The sequence below is a fragment of the Luteibacter sp. 9135 genome, from assembly GCF_000745005.1.
Lineage (GTDB): Bacteria > Pseudomonadota > Gammaproteobacteria > Xanthomonadales > Rhodanobacteraceae > Luteibacter.
The window spans coordinates 3,275,533-3,297,375 of record NZ_JQNB01000001.1 but is presented as its reverse complement, the minus strand read 5'-3'; the positions used below and the strand labels follow the sequence as shown (position 1 = coordinate 3,297,375).

Genomic DNA, 21,843 nt, shown 5'->3' with positions numbered 1-21,843 from the left:
TACGGACTCAGATCAGGCCTTCCTCCACTTCTTCGTCTGTGCTTTCCAGATCCCGTAGCGCCTGTTCCATCGATGGCATGCCCAGCGGCGGCGCGACGGCCGTCGTGCCGTGAAGCCTGATCCAGGCCGCGCATGCCTCGACGGTTGGCGCATCGAAGAACTCTTTCATGGACAGGGCCGTGCCATACGTGCGCTCCATCGAAGCCAGCAGACGCATGGCCTTGAGTGAATGCCCGCCCAGCAGGAAAAAATCGTCCTGAACGCCCACGGCATGGGCATCGAGCACCTGCCGCCATAGCTCGACCAGTCCTTCCTCCAGTGGGTTCCTCGGAGCCATGGGCTCCGCGTGGATCTCAGGCGGCAGCGTTTGCGCCAGAATGCGTCTGTCGATCTTTCCACTGGGTGTCTGGGGCAGTCGGTCCATGAACACGATGCGGCCGGGCACCATGTAATCGGGCAACCACTGCTTGAGGTGTGCACGCAACTGAGCCGCGGCCGACCGTTCGCGTTCGATCCTGGTCGCAGGGTCTTGCGCAGCCGATCCTGGGCCGCTCACGACGCACGCGACCAGCGCGGCGTCGGTGGCGTTCTCGCCAGGGCTCACCACCGCCGCGGCATGCTCGATGTCGTCCCGTTGCAGCAGGACGCTTTCGATCTCGCCCAGTTCGATCCGGATACCGTTCAACTTAACCTGGAAGTCGAGACGACCCATGAAGCAGATCTCGCCATCCGGTTTCATGTAGCCGGCGTCACCTGTCAGATAGTGCCGCGCCGCCCCGTGTTCGTGTACGGGCAGGAACTTCTCCGCCGTCGCCTTTGGTGCCCGCCAGTAGCCCTCGGCGAGATGGTCGCTGCGAATGACGATCTGGCCCGGTTCGAAAACGCGTGCCAACGAGCCGTCGTCTCGTTGAACGCGCACATGTGTTCCCGGGATGGGTTGACCCATGCCGGGGCGCCTCCTGGCGACGATTTGCTCCCGGGTGATTTCTCCCAACGTGGTCAAGGACGATTCGGTAGCGCCATAGAGGCCGATCAGGCGGCAACCGGCACCGAATGCCTTGTGGAAGAGCTGAACCGTCAGGGCATCGATGGGCTCCCCGCCGAGCACGACGGCGCGAATCGCTGCCAGCGATCCGGGCGATGCGTCCGAGAAGACGAACTTGAAGACCGTGGGTGTGGAGTGATAGACCGTGATGCCGCGCTCGCCGATCAGTCGAAGCAGCGAATCCCTCGACATCGCCTTGGCGTCGGCCAGGTGCACCGCGGCACCTGCGAGAAGCGCTCCGTAAGTATCGAGAACCGACGCGTCGAAATTGTACGAGGCGAGCTGGAGCAGCGTGTCCTCGTGGGTAAGCCCCAGCGCATGCGCATAGCTTCCGGCGTGATACCCGAGACCCTTGTGGGATTGAGAGACGCCTTTGGGGTGCCCTGTCGAACCCGAGGTGTAGAGGATGTAGGCCGGAGCGCGCGGAAGCTGCCCGGCGGCCGTCGTGACGTGGGACAGGGCTGCCGCGGGTGCGTCGACGATCTGAGCGTGGCTGGACAAGGCCGCGGCGAGGTCCCGATGGGCCGGGTCGCAAACGATAACGTCGCATTCGGAATGCTGGACCATGTAGCTGAGGCGGGCGTGCGGATAGCCCGTATCCAGCGGCACATACGTACGGCCCAGCTTCAAGGCGGCCAGCATCGCGGCCCCGGCGTTCGCGCCACGCTCCATGAGTAGGCCGACCCGTCCGGAACTGGCCGTCGCGGCGATGGCGGCGGCATATCCCTCGCTGAGCCGGTCCAGTTCGCTGTAGGTATGGGTGGTGCCCTCGGTAACGACGGCCGGCCGGCCCTCATGCGTGGCAACCGACGTGCCGATGTGCTGCAGCAGCGAACTATCGGTGGCGACCAACGCCTGGACGAATGCAGGAAGCGGCTCGGACGCCGGGGCGTTCGCCGAACCGTCGAAAACCGCGTGCGCGTGGCATGCCGCCTCCGGCGCGTCGACGAGGGACTGCAGGAGCCGAACGAACTCGCCGGCCACATACCGGATCGAGGGCTCGTCGAAAAGGTCGTCGTTGAACACCCAATCCAGTTCGATGGCTCCCGCCACCTCCCTGGCATACACATTGAGCTCGTATTTTGCCGCCGGCGGCGGCAGATCCTTGTATTCGCCGACCGCGCAACCCGGCAGGTCGAACTGGATATCGTCGTTGTTCTGCAGAACGAACCAAAGCTGGAAGACGGGGCTGTGGCTCAGGCTGCGTCGATGGCCCACGTCTTCGGCGACGCGCTCGAACGGGACGTGCTGGTTAGCAAGCGCGGCAAGAATATGCCTCTTGTTCTCTTGCAAGAGCGCATCGAAACCTTGTGCGGGATCCACCCGGCAACGCAGCACCACCGTATTGATGAACAGGCCCACCATCTGTTCCGTTTCCGGAAGCATGCGACCGGCAACGGGCGTGCCGACGACGATGTCGTTCTCGTCGCCATACAGGCTAAGCAACACGGCCAGCGCGGTTTCCAGGAACATGAAAAGCGTGACCCTGCGCTCGTGGCAGTACTGGCGGATCCTCTCCCCGAGCAAGCTTCCGACAAGGGTGCGGTGAAGTTCGCCGCGAAAGGTCTGCTTCGCCGGCCGTGGCTTGTCGAGGGGAAGCCCATGGACGTTTGGCACGCCCGCGAGCGTCGATCGCCAGAACGACATGCCGGCATCGAGAGCGCCGCCTTGCAACTGTGCATGCTGCCAGTGCGCGAAATCGGCGTACTGCAACGAAGCAGGCATGGTGTCGACGGACTCCCCGGCAGCGTATGCCGCATAGGCCGCGCAGAATTCCTTGACAAGCAATCCCACGGTCCAGCCATCCGATGCGATGTGGTGCACGTTGAACACGGCCACGTGTCGCTCGGGCGAGAGGCGCAGCAGCATCACGCGCAACAGCACGTCCCGTGCAAGATCGAACCGCTTCTTGAGGTCGGCGGCGATCAGCGCGCGAACCTCGTCCACCTGTCCCATCCAGGAAAGGGGCGACAGATCGATCAGCGAGAAGGGAATCGCTCCTGGGGGTTGAATGTGCCGCTCCATGCTGCCGCCGCGCTCTGCAAACGTGGTGCGCAGCACCTCATGCCGCTGTAGCAGCACGCCGATGGCGCGCTCGAAGCTGGCAAGATCGAGGGTCCCATCGAACGTAAAGCAACCCTGGATATTGAAGTGGTTACCGTCGTCGGATTGCTGTTGGGCAAACCAGACACGTTGCTGCGCCCCGGACATCGGTGCGCTCGCCCTGTCTGCCACGGCCGTCAGCGGTGCCAGAGCCGCTGGCCGAGGTGCCGCCGGTGCGGCTTGCTCTGCAACGAGGAAGTCGATGATCTCGACACTGTCCCCCAACGAGGCCAGGTATTGCTCTTTCGACCTCGCGCGGTTACGGCGCAAAACGGCTTCCACGGCAACTGCCAGGCTCTCCACTGTCGGGTTCTCGAACACGGTCTCCAGCGGGATATCCGATTCAGCCAGCTGGAACTGCTGCCGCATGCGGTTTGTCATGCGCGCGATGTGCAGGGAATGGCCGCCCAGGGCAAAGAAGTCGTCGGTAACGCCCATATCCTGCTGGCCCAGGACGTCCTGCCAGATAGCGAGCAGGCGCTTTTCGCTCTCGGATCGGGGCGCTACCCGGGCGGCCCCGGCATTCGCCACCGAAAGCGAAGGCACCGGTAGTCTTGCGCGGTCCACCTTGCCATTGGCGGTCATAGGCAGCGCGTCGAGCGGCACGATATACGCAGGCACCATGTAGTCGGGGAGGAATGCCTTGAGGCCTGCCCTGATGCTCTGCTCCAGCGCGTGGGCATCGGCGCCCGATGCGATGGCCGCCGATGTCTTGGGTACGACGAACGCGGCGATCTTCCTGTCGATACCTTCGCCAACGGTAATCACCGCCGCGTCTCGGACGCCCTCCTGTGCGCACAGGCGCACTTCGATCTCACCGAGCTCCACCCTGAATCCACGGATCTTCACCTGTGCGTCGGCCCGGCCAATGAATTCCAGGTCGCCCGACGGCAGGTGGCGCACCACGTCGCCCGTGCGGTAGAACCGCTGTGTCGTGCCGCCGACTCGCACGTCCGCGAATCGGTCGCGAGTCATGTCCGGCTGGTTCAGGTACCCGATGGCCAGGCCGATGCCGCCTACGAACAGTTCACCCAGGGCGCCGGGGAGCGCCGGTGTACCGCCGGCATTCATCACATACAGTTCCGCTCGCGCGACCGGCTGCCCGATGGGGACGCGGGTCGCCGGCAGCAGCGTCGCCGGCTGGAACAGCAGGGTCGTGCAACAAACGGTGGCTTCCGTCGGGCCGTATCCGTTGATGATGCGCAAACCGGGCACATGGGTGGCGATGGCGTCGAGCTGACCGCTCGATATCGGTTCGACGCCCACAAGCATCCTGCGTAGCGCAACGGGGCGGTTACCGGTGCGGGACAGATGATCGCCAAAGTGGTCGAGGTGGCCTGCGTACACATAGGCGCTGTGGATCTCGTGCTCTGCCATCCATGCTAACAGGCGGTCGGGATCCAGGCGATGTGTTTCCGGAACGATGTGCAGGCATCCACCGGCACATAGCGGTGAAAATATCTCGTAAACGGAAACATCGAAGCTGGCACTGCTCCATAGCGAGCCGTTCCACGGCGGTGGCATGGGCACCAGGTTGGCGAAATGCGCCAGGAGGTTATGGGCGCTCGCGTGCGACACGGCCACGCCCTTGGGTATACCCGTGGTTCCCGACGTGTAGATGAGATAGGCCGCGTCCGAGGTTTCCGTGTCCGGACGGTCCAGGGTGTTCGACGGGCCGTCAACCGGCTCGTCGTCAAGGAACAGCACCGGACGGTTGAATACGGCAAGCAACGCCTCGTGCTGCCGCTGTCCCAGCAGCACGGGGGCTGCGCAATCGGAAATCATCGCAGCAAGTCGCTGCGCGGGCAGGGACATGTCCAGCGGCACGTAGGCGGCACCGGCCTTCAGCGTGCCCATGATGCCTACGACCAATGCCACCGAGCGATCGGTGCACAAGCCGACGAAGTCGCCGCGGCCCACGCCGAGGCTACGCAACCGCCAGGCCAGCCTATGGGCCTGTTCGTCCAGTTCGCGGTAGCTCAGTTGCTCGCCGCGGAAGACCACCGCGGGCCGATCCGGGTACGCGCGTGCGTGCTCTTCGAACACAGCCTCGAGCCGGCGCGCCGGCGTCGAGCTGGCAAGGCCACGCATCGGCGTCGTGGGTCCGGAAACGGAATGCGGTGTCGCCGCCCCGTCGCTGGCCGCGATGTCGGCCAGTGCATTGAATCCATCGGCCATACGCTCGATCGAGCGTGGGTCGAACAGATCCGCATTGAAGTGCCAGGTTACCTGCAACCCGTCCTCTCGCTCCTCGACATCGAGCTGGAGATCGAACTTGACGGGTTGCTCGGGGTTTTCCAGGCGCTCGATCGCCAGGTTCGGCAACGCGAACTCATGGCCCCCGCCATGCACGGTCAGCAGCAATTGCAGTAACGGGCCATGGGCGCGGCTACGCGTGGGCTTCAGCGTCTCCAGAAGCACCTCGAAAGGCAGATCCTGGTGCGAGATGGCCTCGGCAAGGTTGCGTTTGCTCTGGTCGAGCAGCGAGTCGAAACTCGTGCCACCGTCCACCTGGCTGCGCAGGACCACCGTGTTGACGAAAAGTCCCACCGTTTCGTCGGCGTCCCTGTGCGCACGGCCAGCCACCGCGAAACCGATGACGATGTCGCGTTCCTCCGAATAGAGGGCCACCAGTGCGGCGAACGCCATGTGCACGAACGCGAAAAGCGTGGCGTCGTGCGCCTGGCAGCAAGCACGTATGGTGCCGAGCGACTGCCGCGAGATGTGCCGGCGCACCTGCCTGCCGGTGTATGTCTGAAGGGCCGGCCGCGGCCGATCCAGCGGCAGACCATGCAGCTGCGGAAGGCCGTCCAGCTTGCGCATCCAATATGCCAGGAGGTCGGCCGTCCTGGCTTCGCTCCGCTGGGAACGCTCCCATTCACAATAATCGACATACTGCAACGGAGGCGTCCAGTCGACCTGCCCTCCCCCGACCGCCTCGCCGTACCGGCGTGAAATGTCGCGCTTGAGGATATCGATGGACCAGCCGTCGCACGCGATGTGGTGGAAGGTCATGACGAAGACCACCTGGTCGCGTGCGACGCGCAGCGTCGCAACGTGGATGACCGGTCCGGCGGACAGGTCGAAGCGTCGTCCATTTTCCCTGCGCAGCCATACCTGGACGGCCTGCTCCCGGTCGCTCGCTTCCAGGGCCGATACATCGGCCCGATCCCACACGAGAGACTGGGCCGGACCGACGACCTGAAACAGTTCGCCATCCACTTCGGCGAAGGACGTTCGCAGCGACTCGTGCCGCGCCACGACATCGTCGACCGCCAGCGCAAGGGCATCCAGATCCAGGTCGCCCGTCAGGCGATATGCCCCCACCATGTTGTAGGGCGTATGTGCCTGTTCAAAGCGATCGATCAGCCACATGCGGCGTTGTGCGGCAGAAGCACGCACCCGCTTGCGCACATCGGCACCGACGCGGCGGATGGTCTCGCCCGCCCCCGGTTGCTGCGCACGGAGGTGTCGAATCAGGTCGTGCTTGTGGAGCTTCAGCTGCTCCAACAGCGCGGCCGCGGGCGGCTGGCCATCGAAGCGCACGTGCAGCTGGCCGTCGCTCTCTGCCAGCCTGATGCCACCGTCGAGGCATTGCTTGAGGAGGTGCTGGATCGTCACGGCGCGCATGCCCCTGTCATCGATGCCCGGCTCATACGTTGGACAAGGCATGTGAGTCGGGCGCCACCTGCTCGTCCCTCGCCGTCACCGAAACGATCGTTCCACCGGCGAATTTCACGACCTTGTCGGCCAGATGAAAATATCGCTCGTCATGGCTCACGACCACGACGGTCTTGCCGAGGCGCTTCAGGTCGAACAAGAGTTCCTTGTAAAAGAACTCGCGGAACTCGGGATCCTGGTCCGCGGCCCACTCGTCGAATACATAGATGTCGGAGTTGTCGAAGTAGGCAACCAGCAACGCAAGTCGCTTGCGCTGTCCGTAGGACAGGCGCGTCGTCGATATGCGCCCCTTGTCGATACCGACCTTCTCAGACAGTCCCAGGCGCTCGACGAGGGCGGATACCTCGTGTGCACGGAGCGGGCTGTCATCCTTCGGGACCAGCGTCTCGAAGAGGTAGTAATCCTGGAACACCGAGGAAAACCACTGGAAGTGCTGATCCTGGGAAACGGCTTCCTGGCCATTGACCAGAATCGTCCCCTCCTGGGCTGCGTAAAGGCCAGTCAGCAATTTGGCCGCCGTGGTTTTGCCACTGCCGTTGCCGCCGACGAAGTACACGATCTCCCCGCGCGCAATATCCAGGTTCAGCGGACCGACACCGAACCCGCGCCTGCCCTCCTCCTGACTTTCGTAGGTGAAGCCGACGCCACGCATCGATAGCGATTGGAAAGGTTCGGCTGCGTGTGGGGCGACGACCGTGGACGTCAAGGGCAGGCTGAGCTGAAGTTCTTCCAGTTTTGCCGAGCCGATCCTTGCACCGTAGATGGTCCTGAACGAGTTCATCAGGACATTGAGCGGGCCCACCATGTAAAAGATGACAACGATGAAGCTCATGACGTAGGTGCGGTCGAACACCCCGACGGCCGGCGAAAGAAACAACAGCGAGCCGATGGCGATGAAGACGATGGCGGACGCCCAACTGCTGGACAGGCCCCACAGGGCTTCGGCGGACACGGTGGCCTTACGGTAATCCTCCGCGTGCTTCCGTAGATCCTGCTCCAGGAACGCTTCGCCACGGCGGTGGTTGAACTTCAGTTCCTTGCTGCCGTCGATCACCGCCTCGTAACAGCGAAACAGGTCGTCCTCGATCTTCCTGCGCTGGACGAACTTCTTTTCTGCCCGGTCGGCGATCAAGAACTTGGCGATGCCCAAGGCCAGGATCAAAAATCCAAGAAAGATGCCAAAGAGCGGTAGCGACAGGATGCCAAGGTAGACCAGGCATGCCACGACGACCGTTCCGTTGAAGACATAACCCGGGAGCATCGTAAACAGCTCGTGTATCGCCGGCACGTCCTTGGTCAGTGCGGTGTAGAGACGGTGGTTGCCGATGGCCTCGATTTGCTGGGCAGACAGGTTTGAGATGCCCTGCACCAACTGCTCGCGAAGCTTGAGGAATGTCTGCGCACCCAATCGGGAAAGGAGCACCTGCGAAACGATCGTGAATCCGATCACCGCCAGCAATACCACCGCGAACATGGCCACGCCTGCCCCGTCGAAGCGAGTGACGGAGATGTACTTGTTGATGAGGACCATCAACAAGATGTTCGCGGCACCGGCCAGTGCACTGATCGCTCCGATGAGTGCGATTTTTGCCCTGTTCCGGTGAATCTCAGCCATGAGCATAAGCGACCTGCCTATAGGGAAATCGTTGCTACAGAGTGATTTGGTTGGAGCGCGATTCGTCTTCGGTGGACCGTACGGCGCCGAGAATCCTGCCCAAGGCGGTCTTCTGGTCGACGAGCGTGGCTTGCATCTCGATCGTTGGGCACGCAAAGAGCTCGGACAGGTCGAGCGCAACCGCGAACTCCCTCTCGATGGCGGTTGCCAGGCGCATCAGGAGCAGCGAATCGCCCCCGCAGGCGAAGAAGCTATGCTGGATACCCGGATTGTCGGTGGGCAACAGGGTGGCCCATAAACGCTGCAACCTGCGCTCGACGTCGCTCCGTGGCTCGATGACCGAATGCGCATGCCGTGGGATGCTTCCCGGCGCCGGCAGCGCCTTTCGGTCGAACTTTCCGTTTGCCGTCAGCGGAAGCTCGGGAAGGACGACGAACGTGGAAGGAACCATGTACGCCGGCAGCGCCGCGGACAAATGGGCGATGACATCGTCCGAGAGCAATCGTGCCCCAGTGTCGCTTGCCGGCTCGCCATCCTTGGCAACGAGATATCCAACCATGGTGAGGCCGGCTTCCGGACCGGCGTCGTCGCGCGCGACAACTGCGCAGTCGCCGATCCCGGGGTGCCGGTTGATCTGGGCTTCGATCTCACCGAGCTCGACGCGGAATCCGCGAACCTTCACCTGGTTGTCGATGCGTCCGCTGTATTGCAGGTTGCCGCTTGTATCGAACCGAACGAGGTCGCCGGTTCGATACAGGCGCTTGCCGATAAGCGGGTGAACGATGAATTTCTCATCGGTCAGCGCAGGCTGGTTCAGGTAGCCGCGTGCGAGGCCAGCCCCGGCAATGTGCAGCTCGCCCGGCAGACCCGGCGGCAGCAGGCCGCCAAGGTGGTCGAGCACGTAGACCTGGGTATTGGCGATGGGCCGGCCTATGGTCTCGTGACCATGCCTTTCGCGACGGCACCACGTGGAGTACGTGGTGTCCTCGGAGGGGCCATACAGATCGTTCACCACCACGCCGGGCAGTTCGTAAAGCGCGTCGACGAGGTCTTGCCGCAGCAGTTCGCCTGCCAGGTTGATGCAACGTACCGAGCGGGGGATCGCCAATGCCTCCAGCAACGACCGCACCGCGGACGGAACCGTGTTGACCAGGGTGACATCGGCGATGCCACTGCCTCGTAAGGCCAGCACGTTGTCGACCAGCACCACGCGGCCACCCATGGCGAGCGGCACGAACATTTCGAACACGGAAAGATCGAAGCACACGGAGGTGGCGGCCAGCACCGCTGCAAGGTCGTCCCTGCTGAACGTCTCCAACGCCCACTGTACGAACGCGGCGGCCTGGCGATGTTCGATCAACACGCCCTTGGGGTTGCCGGTCGAGCCCGAGGTGTAGATCACATAGGCAAGATTGGCATCGGAAGGCGCGACATGGTCGGGAACGCGGAAGGCTTGTGGCGTATCGGGCTGTTCACCAAGAAGCTCTTCCATGCCGATGATATTTGGCGTGCCCGCCGGCAAGGCGAGGCGCCCCGGCCCATCGGCCAACACCGCCTCGACTCCGGCGTCGCCGAGGATGTACTGGATCCGCGCGGCCGGGTATGCCGGGTCTAGCGGCACATAGGCCGCACCGGACTTCAGGATGCCCAGAATGGCCGCAAGCATCTGCGGCGTGCGGCTGTGGCAGACCCCGACGAAGCGCTCGGGTCCAACGCCGAGCGCGCCCAGGCGACGGGCAACCCGGGAGGCCTGCGCGTCCAACGCCTCATATGTCACCACCTGGTCGCCGCATGCGACCGCGATGGCATCGGGCGTCCGCGCCACCTGTTCCTCGAAGAGCTGGTGCAGTCGAACGCCGCGGCGCAGAGGCGACGTCGAGCCGCTCCAGTCGCCCAGCAGCTTGTCGGCTTCGGCGACGGTCGGGAGCCTGTAGGTACCGATTGGGCGATCGTCTTCCCAAGCCAGCTGGCCCAACAGCCCATGCAGCCGATCGAGGATCGCCGTGGACTCCGCCGCGTCGAAATAATCGGTGCGGTAATCCAGGTGAAGAGCGATATCCTGCGCCTCGCCGTAGTCGCATACCACGAAGGTCAGCGGAGTCCGTTCACGGTCGTGCGTGAGGTATTCGGTTTGAACCGCATGCCCGTCGACACCCAGTTCGAAATCGAGCTTCTGATAGTTGAAGGCAACCTGGTGAAGCTGCCCCTCCCACGAGGGGTGTCGCTCGCGCAGGGCTCGCACCAAGTCGCCCATGGGGAAACGACCATGACGGTAATTCCTGCGCTGCCACTGGGCGACATCGCGCAGCAACTCACTGAAGTGGGGGTTGCCCGGCACGGTGAAGCGCGTGGCATTCACATTCACCAGGGCACCGATGATCGATTTCTCGGCGGCCGTCCGTCGGTTGTGTACCGGGGAACAAATCACCAGATCGTCGCAGCCGTACGCCCTGGAAAAGTAAACGTAAAGCGCTGTCTGGAACAGGGACACGATAGGTGTCCCTGCCCTGCGCGCCAGTTCATCCAGCGCGTGAAAGAGTGCGGGAGCGATGGTCGTGCTGGTACGGCTGCTGCGCGCGGGTGGCCGATTACCAGCAGCGGGTTTCGACGCAAACAATGGCCGCGGGATGGTGTCGTACTGTGCCAGCCAGTAGTCGCGGCTTTGCGCGTAGGACGCGCTTCCGTGGTAGGCCGCCTGCGCGCCCATGTAATCGACAAACGAGGGCGCCGCGACGCGTTGGGTCGATCCCTGCGAAAGTTGCGCGTAGAACTCGATACATCGCTGCATCTGCAGCGCGAAGCCCCAGCCATCCATGATGAGGTGATGCGCTTTGGCGAAGTACCAGTACTCCCCTTCGGCCACCTTGATCAGCGCGTCTTCGAAGACGTCGCCGGACAGGTCGTCGAACGGTGTCCGGAACCGATCGAGAATCCACTCCCTCGCCACCTCCCTCGCATCGCTCCTGCCGGAATGGTCGTGTATGGGCAGCGGGCCCGGAAGCCGGTCGGTAAGTAACGGCTCACAGCCGCCCGTGACCTCGCGAAAACGCAACCTGTAGGCATCGTTTCCATCCAGCACCAACTGGCGTGCACGAGCAAATCGCGCCGTGTCCAGCGCGCAGAAATATTTCTGGCAACCGCCGATGTTGTTGACAGCGCCCCCGAAGTGCTTCCCTTCAAGGTAGATATCGCGCTGCGTCGGCGTAAGTTGCAACATGCTTGCGTGCACAACGGCTCTCCTTTGCATCCTTGTTGCCAAAGCAACCCCCAACCAAGGCCCCAACGCCAGTGGTTGTCACGCCAATTGTGCCAATCGATTCTATCCGATTCGGGAGCGTGTGCTACCCGCACGCGGACGATTGGCCTCGATTACATCACCGCGAAAAACGTCCGTTCGGCATCGCACATCACGCAGCCTGCCCAACCCCAGCGTGATCTGTTTCACCCGGTCGACCGTCTGCTCGAGATAGGGCGGATACATGATGTCCACCCCTGGCCCTTCGCGTTCCGGAGGCGCTACCACCGTCAGCTTTCCCTCGGTCAGCGTATTCCAGTCGCACCACGGCTTGATCTGCTCCGCGATTACCGGATCCAGGTAATGCCACTCATAAAGAAAAACGTCGAGCTTGGAGCGCGGCGCGCGGTACTTGCGCGTCGCCTGGCGCATGAGGCACATCGATTCGATGCACCTTGCGGCCCACTCGAGATCGCTGCCCGCTTCGGGTATGCCTTGTCGGCGCAAGCTATCCACGATGACATCGGCTACCTCGCGGAAACTGAAGGTCTCCATGCGCTCCCAATCCAGCCCACCCAGCTCGATGCCATAGCGCGCTGCGATGTAGTCGCGCAAGAACGTGACACGCTCCCGCTCCTCAGGGTCGAAACCGCTGACACGGCCGGAACCAAACAGGGATACGGAATCGACTTCCGCGCCGGCAAGCTGGAGTTGGCACGCCACTTCGTAGGCGATGACGCCGCCGGAGCAGTAACCGAAGATCGTGTAGGGGCCGTCGGGTTGAATGGAGCGAATGACATCCACGTGGTATTCCGCCAGTTCCGGTAAGGAACCGTAGGAAAAGTCACCATAGATGAACGGCTCCTCGAGCGCGTACAGCTTCGCGTGCTGCTCGAGTGCCCTTGCCAGCCCCTCGTAATATCCTACGCCCCCGCCAGCGGGGTGCACGCAGAAAACGACACGTCGCGCGGACGATTGGTTCAGTTCGACGACGGTCGAACAATGCGTTTCCGGCAAATCCATGTTTGTTCCCCCCGCGAGCGGTATCCGATCGCAGCTTGTGGCAATGTCCAGCGCCCGCCCCTATCGCGCCGTACTTAAGAATGCACAGCGGAATTGCTCGGAGAGCGTATCCCACTGCGCTTTGTCCAGCAATGCACGATGGACACTGAGCGTGCCCATGCTCGATGCATCGCCAACGAAAAGCGCGGCGCGTAGCAAGAGCCCCTGGAGTGTCGCCAACGTGTGTTCCACGTCGGCCCGGGCCGCCTCCAAGGTCGAAGCTACCGCCTCGGCGCGCATTCCGGTGACGTCGTGCACATTCACAACCGAGCGGAGCCGTTCGCGATTGGCTTCGACTCGAATGACACTGTGCGAACCATCTTTCTCCTGAATGACGGAACGGAGTGCCCCCTGTGACGCGAGCGTGTCCTTGACCCACTGCCTGAAGTGCGTTTCGGTGATGTCTGGGCCGACCTCGACCTGCACGTGCCAGCACCCCGCGGCCGCGGCTCCCGATTCGAGCACGGCATGCTGATACGGCGACAGTGGTGCAAAGGCTTCGCCAGCCACCGGTGCCATCTCCACGTTCGCATCATGTGCGGCGCAGATGCCCTGGATGGTCTGATGCTTGAAGATGGAGCCGATCTTTATATCCAGGCCGATCTTTCCCGCTTGCATCACCGTCTGGATCGCCCTGATCGAGTTTCCGCCGATGTCGAAGAAATTATCCTGGCGCCCGATCCGTTCGAGGCCGAAAAGCTCCTGCCAGATGCCGGCCAGCGTCTCTTCGCGTACACCGACGGGCGCCTCGTAAGCCTGATCGTCCGCACGCGAAGGCGCCGGCGCCGGCAGCGCGTCGATGTCCCGCTTTCCATCCGGCGTCGTGGGAAATGCATCCAGGGCAACGAACGCGGCAGGCACCATATATTCCGGGATATCCGCTGCCAGTTGGGCACGAAGATCGACAGGGAGCAAAGGTTGGCCCTGTGCCGGCACCACATAGGCCACCAGCATGTCCGCACCTGCAGCGTCTTTCCTTGCAACGACCGCCGCCTCCTGCACGGCGTGGCAGGCCGACAGCGCGGCTTCGACCCTGCCGGGGTCGATGTGGTAACCCCTGATCCTGACCTGTGAATCCTTGCGGGCGACGAACTCGGTGGCCATGAGCGGCAACTCGCGCAGCGACCGCTCGGGTGCCTCGACGATCGACCGCAGCAGGACCAGGAAGCTGGCCGCCATGCGCTCAATCGTCGCCGCTTCGAAAAGGCTGGTGGCATACCGCCACCCCAGATGCAGCTCGCCGTTATGCTCCACGGCATCCAGCTCGAGATCGAACTTGGCCACGGGCACGGATTCGCCCACACCTTCGATCTCCAGGCCTGGCAGCCTGAGTTCGCCCATATTCTGGTTCTGCAGCGAAAACATCACCTGCACGACCGGGCTGTGGCTCAAGCTTCGTTCCGGCTGAAGCCGGTCGACAAGCATCTCCAGCGGAATATCCTGGTTTGCGAAGGCGTCGATGGCTTGCTTGCGGCTCTCGACCAGCACATCGCTGAAGCGCTTCTCCGGGCCAAGCTGGTGGCGGAACACCAGGGTGTTCACGAAAAAGCCGATCAAGCCACCCAGTTGCTTATGGGTACGGCCTGCAACGGGGCTGCCGACAACGATGTCGGTTTCGCGACTCCACCGGCTCAGTAGCGTGGCATAGGCGCTTTGCAGCACCATGAATGGGGTGGCGTCGTACTGCTTGCCCAGGGCATGCAAGGCGGCCCACAGGTCGCGATCGACAACATGGGTATGCACCGCGCCCGTGAACGTCTGTTGAGCCGGCCGTGGTTTGTCGAGCGGCAGCGCATGCAACGGCGGCGCCCCTTTCAGCACATGCTCCCAGTGCTTCCACTGTCGCTCCATCTCCTCTGCGAACGCTGTCCGTTGCCATTGGGCGAAATCCGCATACTGAATGTCGAGCTCGGGCAGCACGGCTTCCCGGCCGTCGCGAAGCGCGGTATAGAGCGCGACGAATTCGCTGGAAAGCACGCCGATCGACCAGCCATCGGACGCAATGTGGTGCATGGTGAGCAGAAGAACGTGGTCCTGCTCGCCCAGGGCGAGCAGCCGTACGCGCAGGGGCCGGTCACGCTCGAGATGGAAGGCTGTCGAAGCCTCGTCACTCATGTGCCGGGTGACAGCTGCGGCTTTTGCGCTTTCATCGAGGCCCGTCAGGTCGAAGACGGGAAAGTCGATGGAGCCCGCCGGCTGAATCACCTGCACAGGGCCTGCCTCGGTGCGGGCAAACACGGTGCGCAACACGGCATGCCGCGCGATGATGGCTTCCAGGCCACGCTGCATGGCACTGCGATCGAGGTCGCCGCGGAGTCGCAGCGCGAACGGCATGTTGTAATGCGGGCTGCCGCCGCTCACCTGGTCGACGATCCACAATTGTTGCTGCGAGAAAGAAAGCGGTATCGCTTCGTCCTTGTCGGCCACGGGGATATGCACCCGGGCAACCTGCTTCTGCCCGTCGACATAGTTGGACAGGCTTTCGATGGTGTTGTGGATGAAGAGCGCCTTCAGCGACCGCTCGATGCCGAAATGCGCCGCAACGTGACCCGCCACGCGCATCGCCTTGAGCGAATTGCCACCCAGATCGAAGAAGCCGTCGCGGATGCTGGTTATCTCCACGGCAAGCACGTCTTGCCAGATAGCCAGCATGTCCGCTTCGGTTTCGGTGCGCGGGGCCACTGCGGCATGAACGTCGCCGACCGCGCCGGCCGCCGGTGCGGCATCGTCGGACTGCAAGGCAACCCGGCGCAGACGGGTGTGGAATGCATCGTCCGGAAGTTCGATCGAGCTCACCGAATCGCTGACCGGGAGCTGTTCCAGTAAGGCAACAAGCCCCTGGAGCAGTGCCTCGACGGCCTCTTCAGCGACGTCGTCACCGCGATAGCGGCAACTGATCGTGAGCACCTCCTGCATGGTGGCAACGAGCGTGAGCTTGTAATTCGTCTGCTCGTCGGATCCAAGCCCATCCATCGCGAGCCCATGACTCGACGCGTCGGCCGTCGTGCCGGTGGCGGCATCGATCGGGAAGTTCTCGAAAGCGATCAGGCTGTCGAACAGGGGCGTATGGCTTGCCACCGGGCTGTACGACTGCACTTCGGACAGTGGCAGATAACCGTAGTCGTTACTGTCCTGGAACGATGCGTGAAGCGTGGCGATCAGCGACGCGACGTCGGTCTGCTGGAAAGAAACCTTGACCGGGATGGTGTTGATGAACAGGCCCACCATCGACTCGATGCCTGCCACGGCCGCCGGCCGACCCGAAATGGTCGCGCCGAACGTCACCGTTTGCTCGCCGCTATAGCGGTGCAGCAGCAAGCCCCAGGCCAGCTGCATCAGGGTATTCACCGTGGTGTGGCTGCGCTTGGCAAACGCCTGGAGCCGGTCGGATACCTCGCGGCTCAACTGCACGGACCTGGCCCGGTGTCCCCTGCCCCTTTCCCCTGGCATACGGTCGATCACAAGGGGCGTTGGCCGCCGCACATCGGCCAGATGGGCCTTCCAGTAACTCGCCGCAGCGCTCCCGTCCTGCGCCTGCAGCCACGAAATATAGTGCGAGAACGGCGCGACCGGCGGCAACGGGGCCGCTTCGCCGCGCAGCAGCGCCTGATAGGCGGTCATGACGTCGCGATAGACCAGCGGCGTCGACCAGCCATCGAGGAGCATGTGGTGGGAGCTCCACAGGACCTTGAAGCGGCGCTCCGACAGCCAGAACAGGGTGATTCGCAACATCGGGGCGCACGATGCGTCAAAGCCAAGCGCCTTGTCCCGCCGGCGCGCATCCTCGAATCGCTCGGCCTGTTGCTCTTCCGTCAACGAGCGAAGGTCCACTTCCACCCAAGGGATATCAACCGTGGGGACCACGAGCTGGTGCAGCTGTTCCCCTTCGCCGACGAACACGGTGCGGAGGATATCGTATCGATCCACCACCGCCTGCCACGCCTGGCGGAAGAGCGCCGCGTCGAGGGTGCCGGTGAATGTGGGGTAGATCTGCGACACATACGCGCTCGCGTCGAGCATGCTGTGATAGAGCATGCCCTGCTGCATCGACGTGGCGGGATAGAGGTTCTCGATGTCGTATCGCGCTTGCCACGTGTCCAACTCGGCAGGGGTGACGCGCGCCATCGGAAAATCGCTGGGCAGCAGCCCGGCTCGGGGGCGTTCGGCGATGGGTGCCGTTCCCTCGGAAGGTGCGCAATGCTCGATAACCGACTTCAATGCGCCTTCAATGTACCCGGCCAGCCTTTCCATGTTGGCCGACGTGAACTCTTCGTCGCTGTAACTCAGCTCGAACTGGAGCTTGCCCAGGGCCACCATGCCGTTGAGCTCCAGGATCTGGTCGCGGCGACGCTCGGGATCGACGTCCGTGCCGGTGGATTCGGGAGCAAACTGGAATAGCGAGGCGTCGTCGAACGTCTGGTCGAACTGGCCCAGGTAATTGAACACCACCTGCGCGCGGCTTCCTTTTTCCGCCTGCGCAAGCACGGCGTCGCCGGCCAGGTACCGCAGAACGCCATACCCGATGCCCTTGTTCGGGACGGACCGGTAATGTTCCTTGACGCTCCGGATCACAGTTGGAATCTGTACGTCGTCGCAGCGAAGCGCCAATGGGTACGTCGTGGTGAACCAGCCCACGGTCTGCGTGGTGTCCAATGCCTCGAACAGGTCTTCCCGGCCATGCCCTTCGAGGATGACCCGCAGGCCCGGCGCGCGCGTCCAGCGGCGCATGCCAAGGTACACGGCGGACAGCAAGAGCTCGTTGATGTCGGTGCGGTAGGCAGCGCCGCACTCTCGCAGGAGCTTTGCCGCCTCGCCTTCCGACAGACCGAGGCGAACGATGCGCGTCGTTCCGCGCCGGGGCGCCTGCCGTGCCTCGAAGTCCACCGGGAACGGCGGAACCGGGTCCGCGAACTGCGCGTGCCAGAACGCCCTTTCCCCCTGCAATGCGTCCGACGCCGCATGGGCCGCCAGTGCCGCGCCCCACTGCTGGAACGAGGATGTCTTGGGTGCGAGGGACGGTGCCTGGCCGCCTTGCAGCGTGCGATAGGCCTGCTCCAGGTCCGAGAGAAGGATGCGCCAGGAGACACCATCGACAACCAGGTGATGAGCGACAAGCAATAGCCTGCCCGACCCCGCACCCTCGAAATACACGGCACGTAGCAAAGGCGGCTTGCCAATTTCAAGCGCACGCTGGTGATGTTCGCAACGTTGCGTGATGGCCTCACCATCGATACCCGCCGGAAGCACTTCGTGCAGGCAGCTATCGTCGACCATCGTGTCCGTGAGCGGTTGGTGGGTCGCCGCCCAGTCGTCGCCCCGGGCTTCGAAACGCAGCCGCAGGGCGTCATGACGCCGCAGTATGTAGCCGACGGCGCTTTTAAGCGCCGCGAAATCGAACGATGCCGGTGTAGCGAGCAGCACCGTCTGGTTGAAGTGCTGGACGTGCTCCCTGTCGGTCGAGAGAAACGCCTTCTGGATCGGCAGGAGCTCCAATGCGCCCAGGACGGCCTGCTGCGGCGCGTCCGTGGCCTGGGTGCCCTCCTGGCCGCCAAGGGCGAGTTCCGCGACGGTCTGGCTTGCGAAAAGCTGGCGGGTCGTCAGAGGGATACCGGCCTTGTTGGCGCGGGCGACCACCTGGATGGAAAGAATGGAGTCGCCGCCAAGCTGGAAGAAATTGTCGTGGATGCCCACCTTTTCCACCCGCAGGAGCGTTTGCCATATCTCGCACAGCAACGCTTCCGCCGCGTTGCGCGGACCGGCGTAACGATCGTCGGCGGGTGCGGTCGTCTCGAGGAGCGCCAGGGCCTTCTTGTCGAGCTTGCCGCTGGCATTGAGGGGTAGCCGGGGCAGTATCTTGAACGCGCTCGGCACCATGTGCGCCGCGAGGGACGCCTCAAGCGCTGCCCGCAGTCCATCGGCAAAGTCGCTCTCGCTGAACCCGGCGCCCATGGCCTGCCTCGGGACGACATAGGCCACCAGGCGTTTCTGCTTCGCGTCACCTTCGACGGCGAGGACGGCGCTCGTGCGAACCGCGGGAAGCGAGTTCAACTGGTATTCGATTTCACCCGTCTCGATGCGGAACCCGCGGATCTTCACCTGACCGTCCGCCCGGCCCAGGAATTCGAGGTTGCCGTCCGCTCGCCAGCGGACGATATCGCCCGTGCGATAGAACCGCGCTCCCGCCTCGCCGATCTCCACAAAACGGCTGGTGGTGAGCTCGGGACGATTGAGGTAGCCCCGAGCAAGACCGGGGCCGCCTATATACAGCTCGCCCGGAACACCCAAGGGAAGGGACTGACCGTCTTCCGACAGAACGTGAAGGACCGTATCGCCAAGGACCTCGCCGATGTGGGGCATGTCTCCCGTAATCGTGGCCCAGGTGGAATCGACGCAGCATTCGGTGGGGCCATACACGTTGATGGCCTTTCGACCATGGCGCCCCTGCCACTCGTCCAGGCGCTTCCACAACGCAGTTGAGATGGCTTCGCCGCCGATGAGCAGGTCGGGAAGCATGTGCCCGCAGTCCTGATCGAGCCAGCTCTCGACGATGCTCGGGGTGCAGTCGACGATATCGACCGGGTGCCTGTCCAGCACGGATGCAAGGCGAGCGACGTCCAGCTTGTGGCTGTCGTCCATGACGACAAGGCAACCCCCATGACCAAGCCGCGTCAATCCTTGCAGAGACGCATCGAAAACGTAAGACGTCATCCATCCCCAAACCGCGGGCCGGCCGGTGATGTCGTCCAGGTGCCGGGACAGATGGCTGAGGCTACGATGCGCGATGCAGACCCCTTTGGGGGTGCCGGTCGAGCCCGACGTATAGATGACGTATGCGAGCGACTCCGCCGTAAGTCCGTCGATGTCCGGATTCCCGTTCGGGAAGTCCAGGACAGCACGGTCATCGTCCAGGGATAGCTGTGCGCCGACGTTGAATGCGTGCGATGCCGCCATGCGCGAGTTTGTCAGCAAGGCGCTCATCTTGCTGTCTTGCAGGATGTAGTCGATGCGGGAGGACGGATAGGCCGGATCGATCGGGAGGTACGCCCCGCCCGCCTTCCACGTGGCAAGGATGGCAACCACCATGTCCAGGGAGCGATCGATACACAGGACGACGATGGAATCCGGCCGGACGCCCTGCTGGATGAGCCAGTGCGCGATCTTGTTTGCCCGCTCGTTGAGCTGCCGGTACGTCAGCGACGTCTCTTCGAAGACAAGAGCGGTGGCATGGGGCTGGGCCTCGACGTGTTTTTCGAACTCTCGATGCAGGCAAGGGTCTTCGGGCCCGAGATTCCCCACCGGGCGCACGGTCGCCCGTTGCGGCGCCAGGTCGCTCGCCGAGCCGAGCGCGAGACGATAGACCGGCGTCTGGGGCGCGGCCACGATATGGCGTAGCAGTGCGCCGAAACTCGCGCTGATGCGCTCGATGGTGGCCCTGTCGAACAAGCTGCAGGCATATGTCCAGCTGAGCCACAGGCCGGCCTCGCTTTCGCTGATGGCGAGTTCAAGATCGAACTTGATCGTTTGCTGGCCACCGGTCAATGTGTCGATGGAGAGTTCGGGAAGATCCAGCGTCGCCTGCTCGTTGTTCTGAAGCGCGAACAGCACCTGGAAAAGCGGACTGTGGGCAAGGCTCCGCTTTGGCTGAACCCGTTCCACAACCATGTCGAACGGAACATCCTGGTTCGCGTAGGCATCAAGGGCCTTCTGCTTCGCTTCGGCAAGCAGACGGGTGAAGCTCTGCTCGCCATCGAACTGGTGCCGGAAGACAAGGGTATTGACGAAAAAGCCGATGAGTGGCTCAAGCTGGCTGTGGGTCCGGCCAGCGATCGGTGTACCGATGACGATATCGTCTTCGTGGCTCCAGCGGGCAAGAAGCAAGGCGAACGCACATTCCAGCAGCATGAAAAGCGTCGCACCGTTTTCCCGTGCGAGTTCGTTCAGCCGTGTCCTCAGTTCAGGCTCCAGATGTTGCCGGACGATCCGCCCTTCGAAGTTCTGTTCCGCCGGTCGCGGCCTGTCCAGTGGCAGCCGGTGGACGGTAGGCGCCGCAGCAAGCTCCCTCTCCCAGTAGCCAAGTTGCCCGGCCACCACCTCGTCGCGAAGCGTCTCTCGCTGCCAGTGCGCGAAATCCGCATACTGGATGCCAAGCGGCGCCAGCGGGTTGTCGCGCCCCTGGTGAAATGCCTCGTAAAGAGCGACGAACTCCCGAGTCAGCACCCCCACGGACCACCCATCCGACGCAATGTGATGCATGGTGAACAACAGCACATGGTTGGTTGCCGCCAGCTTCAGCAAGCTGACGCGCAGGATGGGGTCCTGACGAAGGTTGAAGGCCACGTTGGCCTCCACGCGCACCAGGCGCTCGACCTCTGCCGCGGCCGCGGTTTCGTCGATGTGTGTGAGGTCGATCTCCGTCATCCGTACGCTCATCGAGGGATGAACGATCTGGACAGCACGTCCGTCCACCTCGGTATAGGTGGTGCGTAGAACCTGATGCCGCTCCATCAGTGCATCGATGGCTTTCTGCAGGGCGCCCTTGTTCAGATCGCCGCGCAGGCTCAGCGCGGTCGGAATGTTGTACTGGCTGCTTCCCGCCTCGTGCTGATCGATGAACCACAAGCGTTGCTGTGCGAAGGAAAGCGGCGATCCCGCTGCGGCCCTTGCTACCGGTTTGATGACGTTGCCGTCGGGGTCCGTCTTTGACGCCTGGATGTCGGATAGAAGCTCGATGAGCAGATCTTTATTGAGGGTGATTTCCTGCCTCAGTTCATCATCGAGGGCACCGGCTTTGGCTCTTACTTTCAGTCTGCCGTCGACAACCGATAGATCTATGTTCTTTGCCCGCGCTTTTTCCAATACGTCAATCGGCATACTAAAATCCTTTAAATGCAGGGTTGAACAATCCTTTGGAGCGGCGTCGCAATAAGCCTGGCGACGCGAGGGGCCACGACGCAGCTACGCCCCCACAACAATTCATCCGAATTGGTTTGCTGCGAAGCAGCATGTCGATATCGACTTTGTCGAGTGCTTACGGACATCGTCAGCTACCGGTGTACTCATCCCGTGGTACGGTCTGTCCCCCCAAAGTTCCCTCTTCGACCC

General features: G+C 63.0%; 5 protein-coding genes. All 5 read right to left on the bottom strand.

Features of this window, described 5'->3' with window-relative positions:
- Nucleotides 1-7: 7 nt before the first annotated feature.
- The 5 genes from FA89_RS13890 to FA89_RS13870 all read right to left on the bottom strand — a co-directional run bounded on the left by FA89_RS13890 (nucleotide 8) and on the right by FA89_RS13870 (nucleotide 21,612).
- Nucleotides 8-6,769, bottom strand: coding sequence for a non-ribosomal peptide synthetase (locus tag FA89_RS13890; protein ID WP_185754365.1), 6,762 nt, complete (start codon nucleotides 6,767-6,769; stop codon nucleotides 8-10).
- 31 nt (nucleotides 6,770-6,800) lie between these two features.
- A complete protein-coding gene (locus FA89_RS13885; RefSeq protein WP_185754364.1) occupies nucleotides 6,801-8,444 on the bottom strand; it encodes a cyclic peptide export ABC transporter in 1,644 nt (547 codons plus the stop codon).
- A 34-nt stretch (nucleotides 8,445-8,478) separates the two neighbouring features.
- Nucleotides 8,479-11,673 carry a non-ribosomal peptide synthetase gene (locus FA89_RS13880; protein WP_185754363.1) on the bottom strand — a complete coding sequence of 1,065 codons (3,195 nt, stop codon included), beginning with the start codon at nucleotides 11,671-11,673 and terminating at the stop codon, nucleotides 8,479-8,481.
- 90 nt (nucleotides 11,674-11,763) lie between these two features.
- On the bottom strand, nucleotides 11,764-12,702 hold the full coding sequence (locus FA89_RS13875) for a thioesterase domain-containing protein (protein ID WP_036141305.1): 939 nt from the start codon (nucleotides 12,700-12,702) through the stop codon (nucleotides 11,764-11,766).
- 60 nt (nucleotides 12,703-12,762) lie between these two features.
- Entirely contained in the window at nucleotides 12,763-21,612 is an 8,850-nt protein-coding gene (locus FA89_RS13870; protein ID WP_081916594.1) for a non-ribosomal peptide synthetase, read from the bottom strand.
- Nucleotides 21,613-21,843: the final 231 nt, after the last annotated feature.

What these genes read in the sequence shown, in the direction of transcription:
- FA89_RS13875 (WP_036141305.1), bottom strand. Translation starts at nt 12,702, where the DNA reads ATGGATTTGCCGGAAACGCATTGTTCGACCGTCGTCGAACTGAACCAA.
- FA89_RS13870 (WP_081916594.1), bottom strand. Translation starts at nt 21,612, where the DNA reads ATGCCGATTGACGTATTGGAAAAAGCGCGGGCAAAGAACATAGATCTA.
- FA89_RS13885 (WP_185754364.1), bottom strand. Translation starts at nt 8,444, where the DNA reads ATGGCTGAGATTCACCGGAACAGGGCAAAAATCGCACTCATCGGAGCG.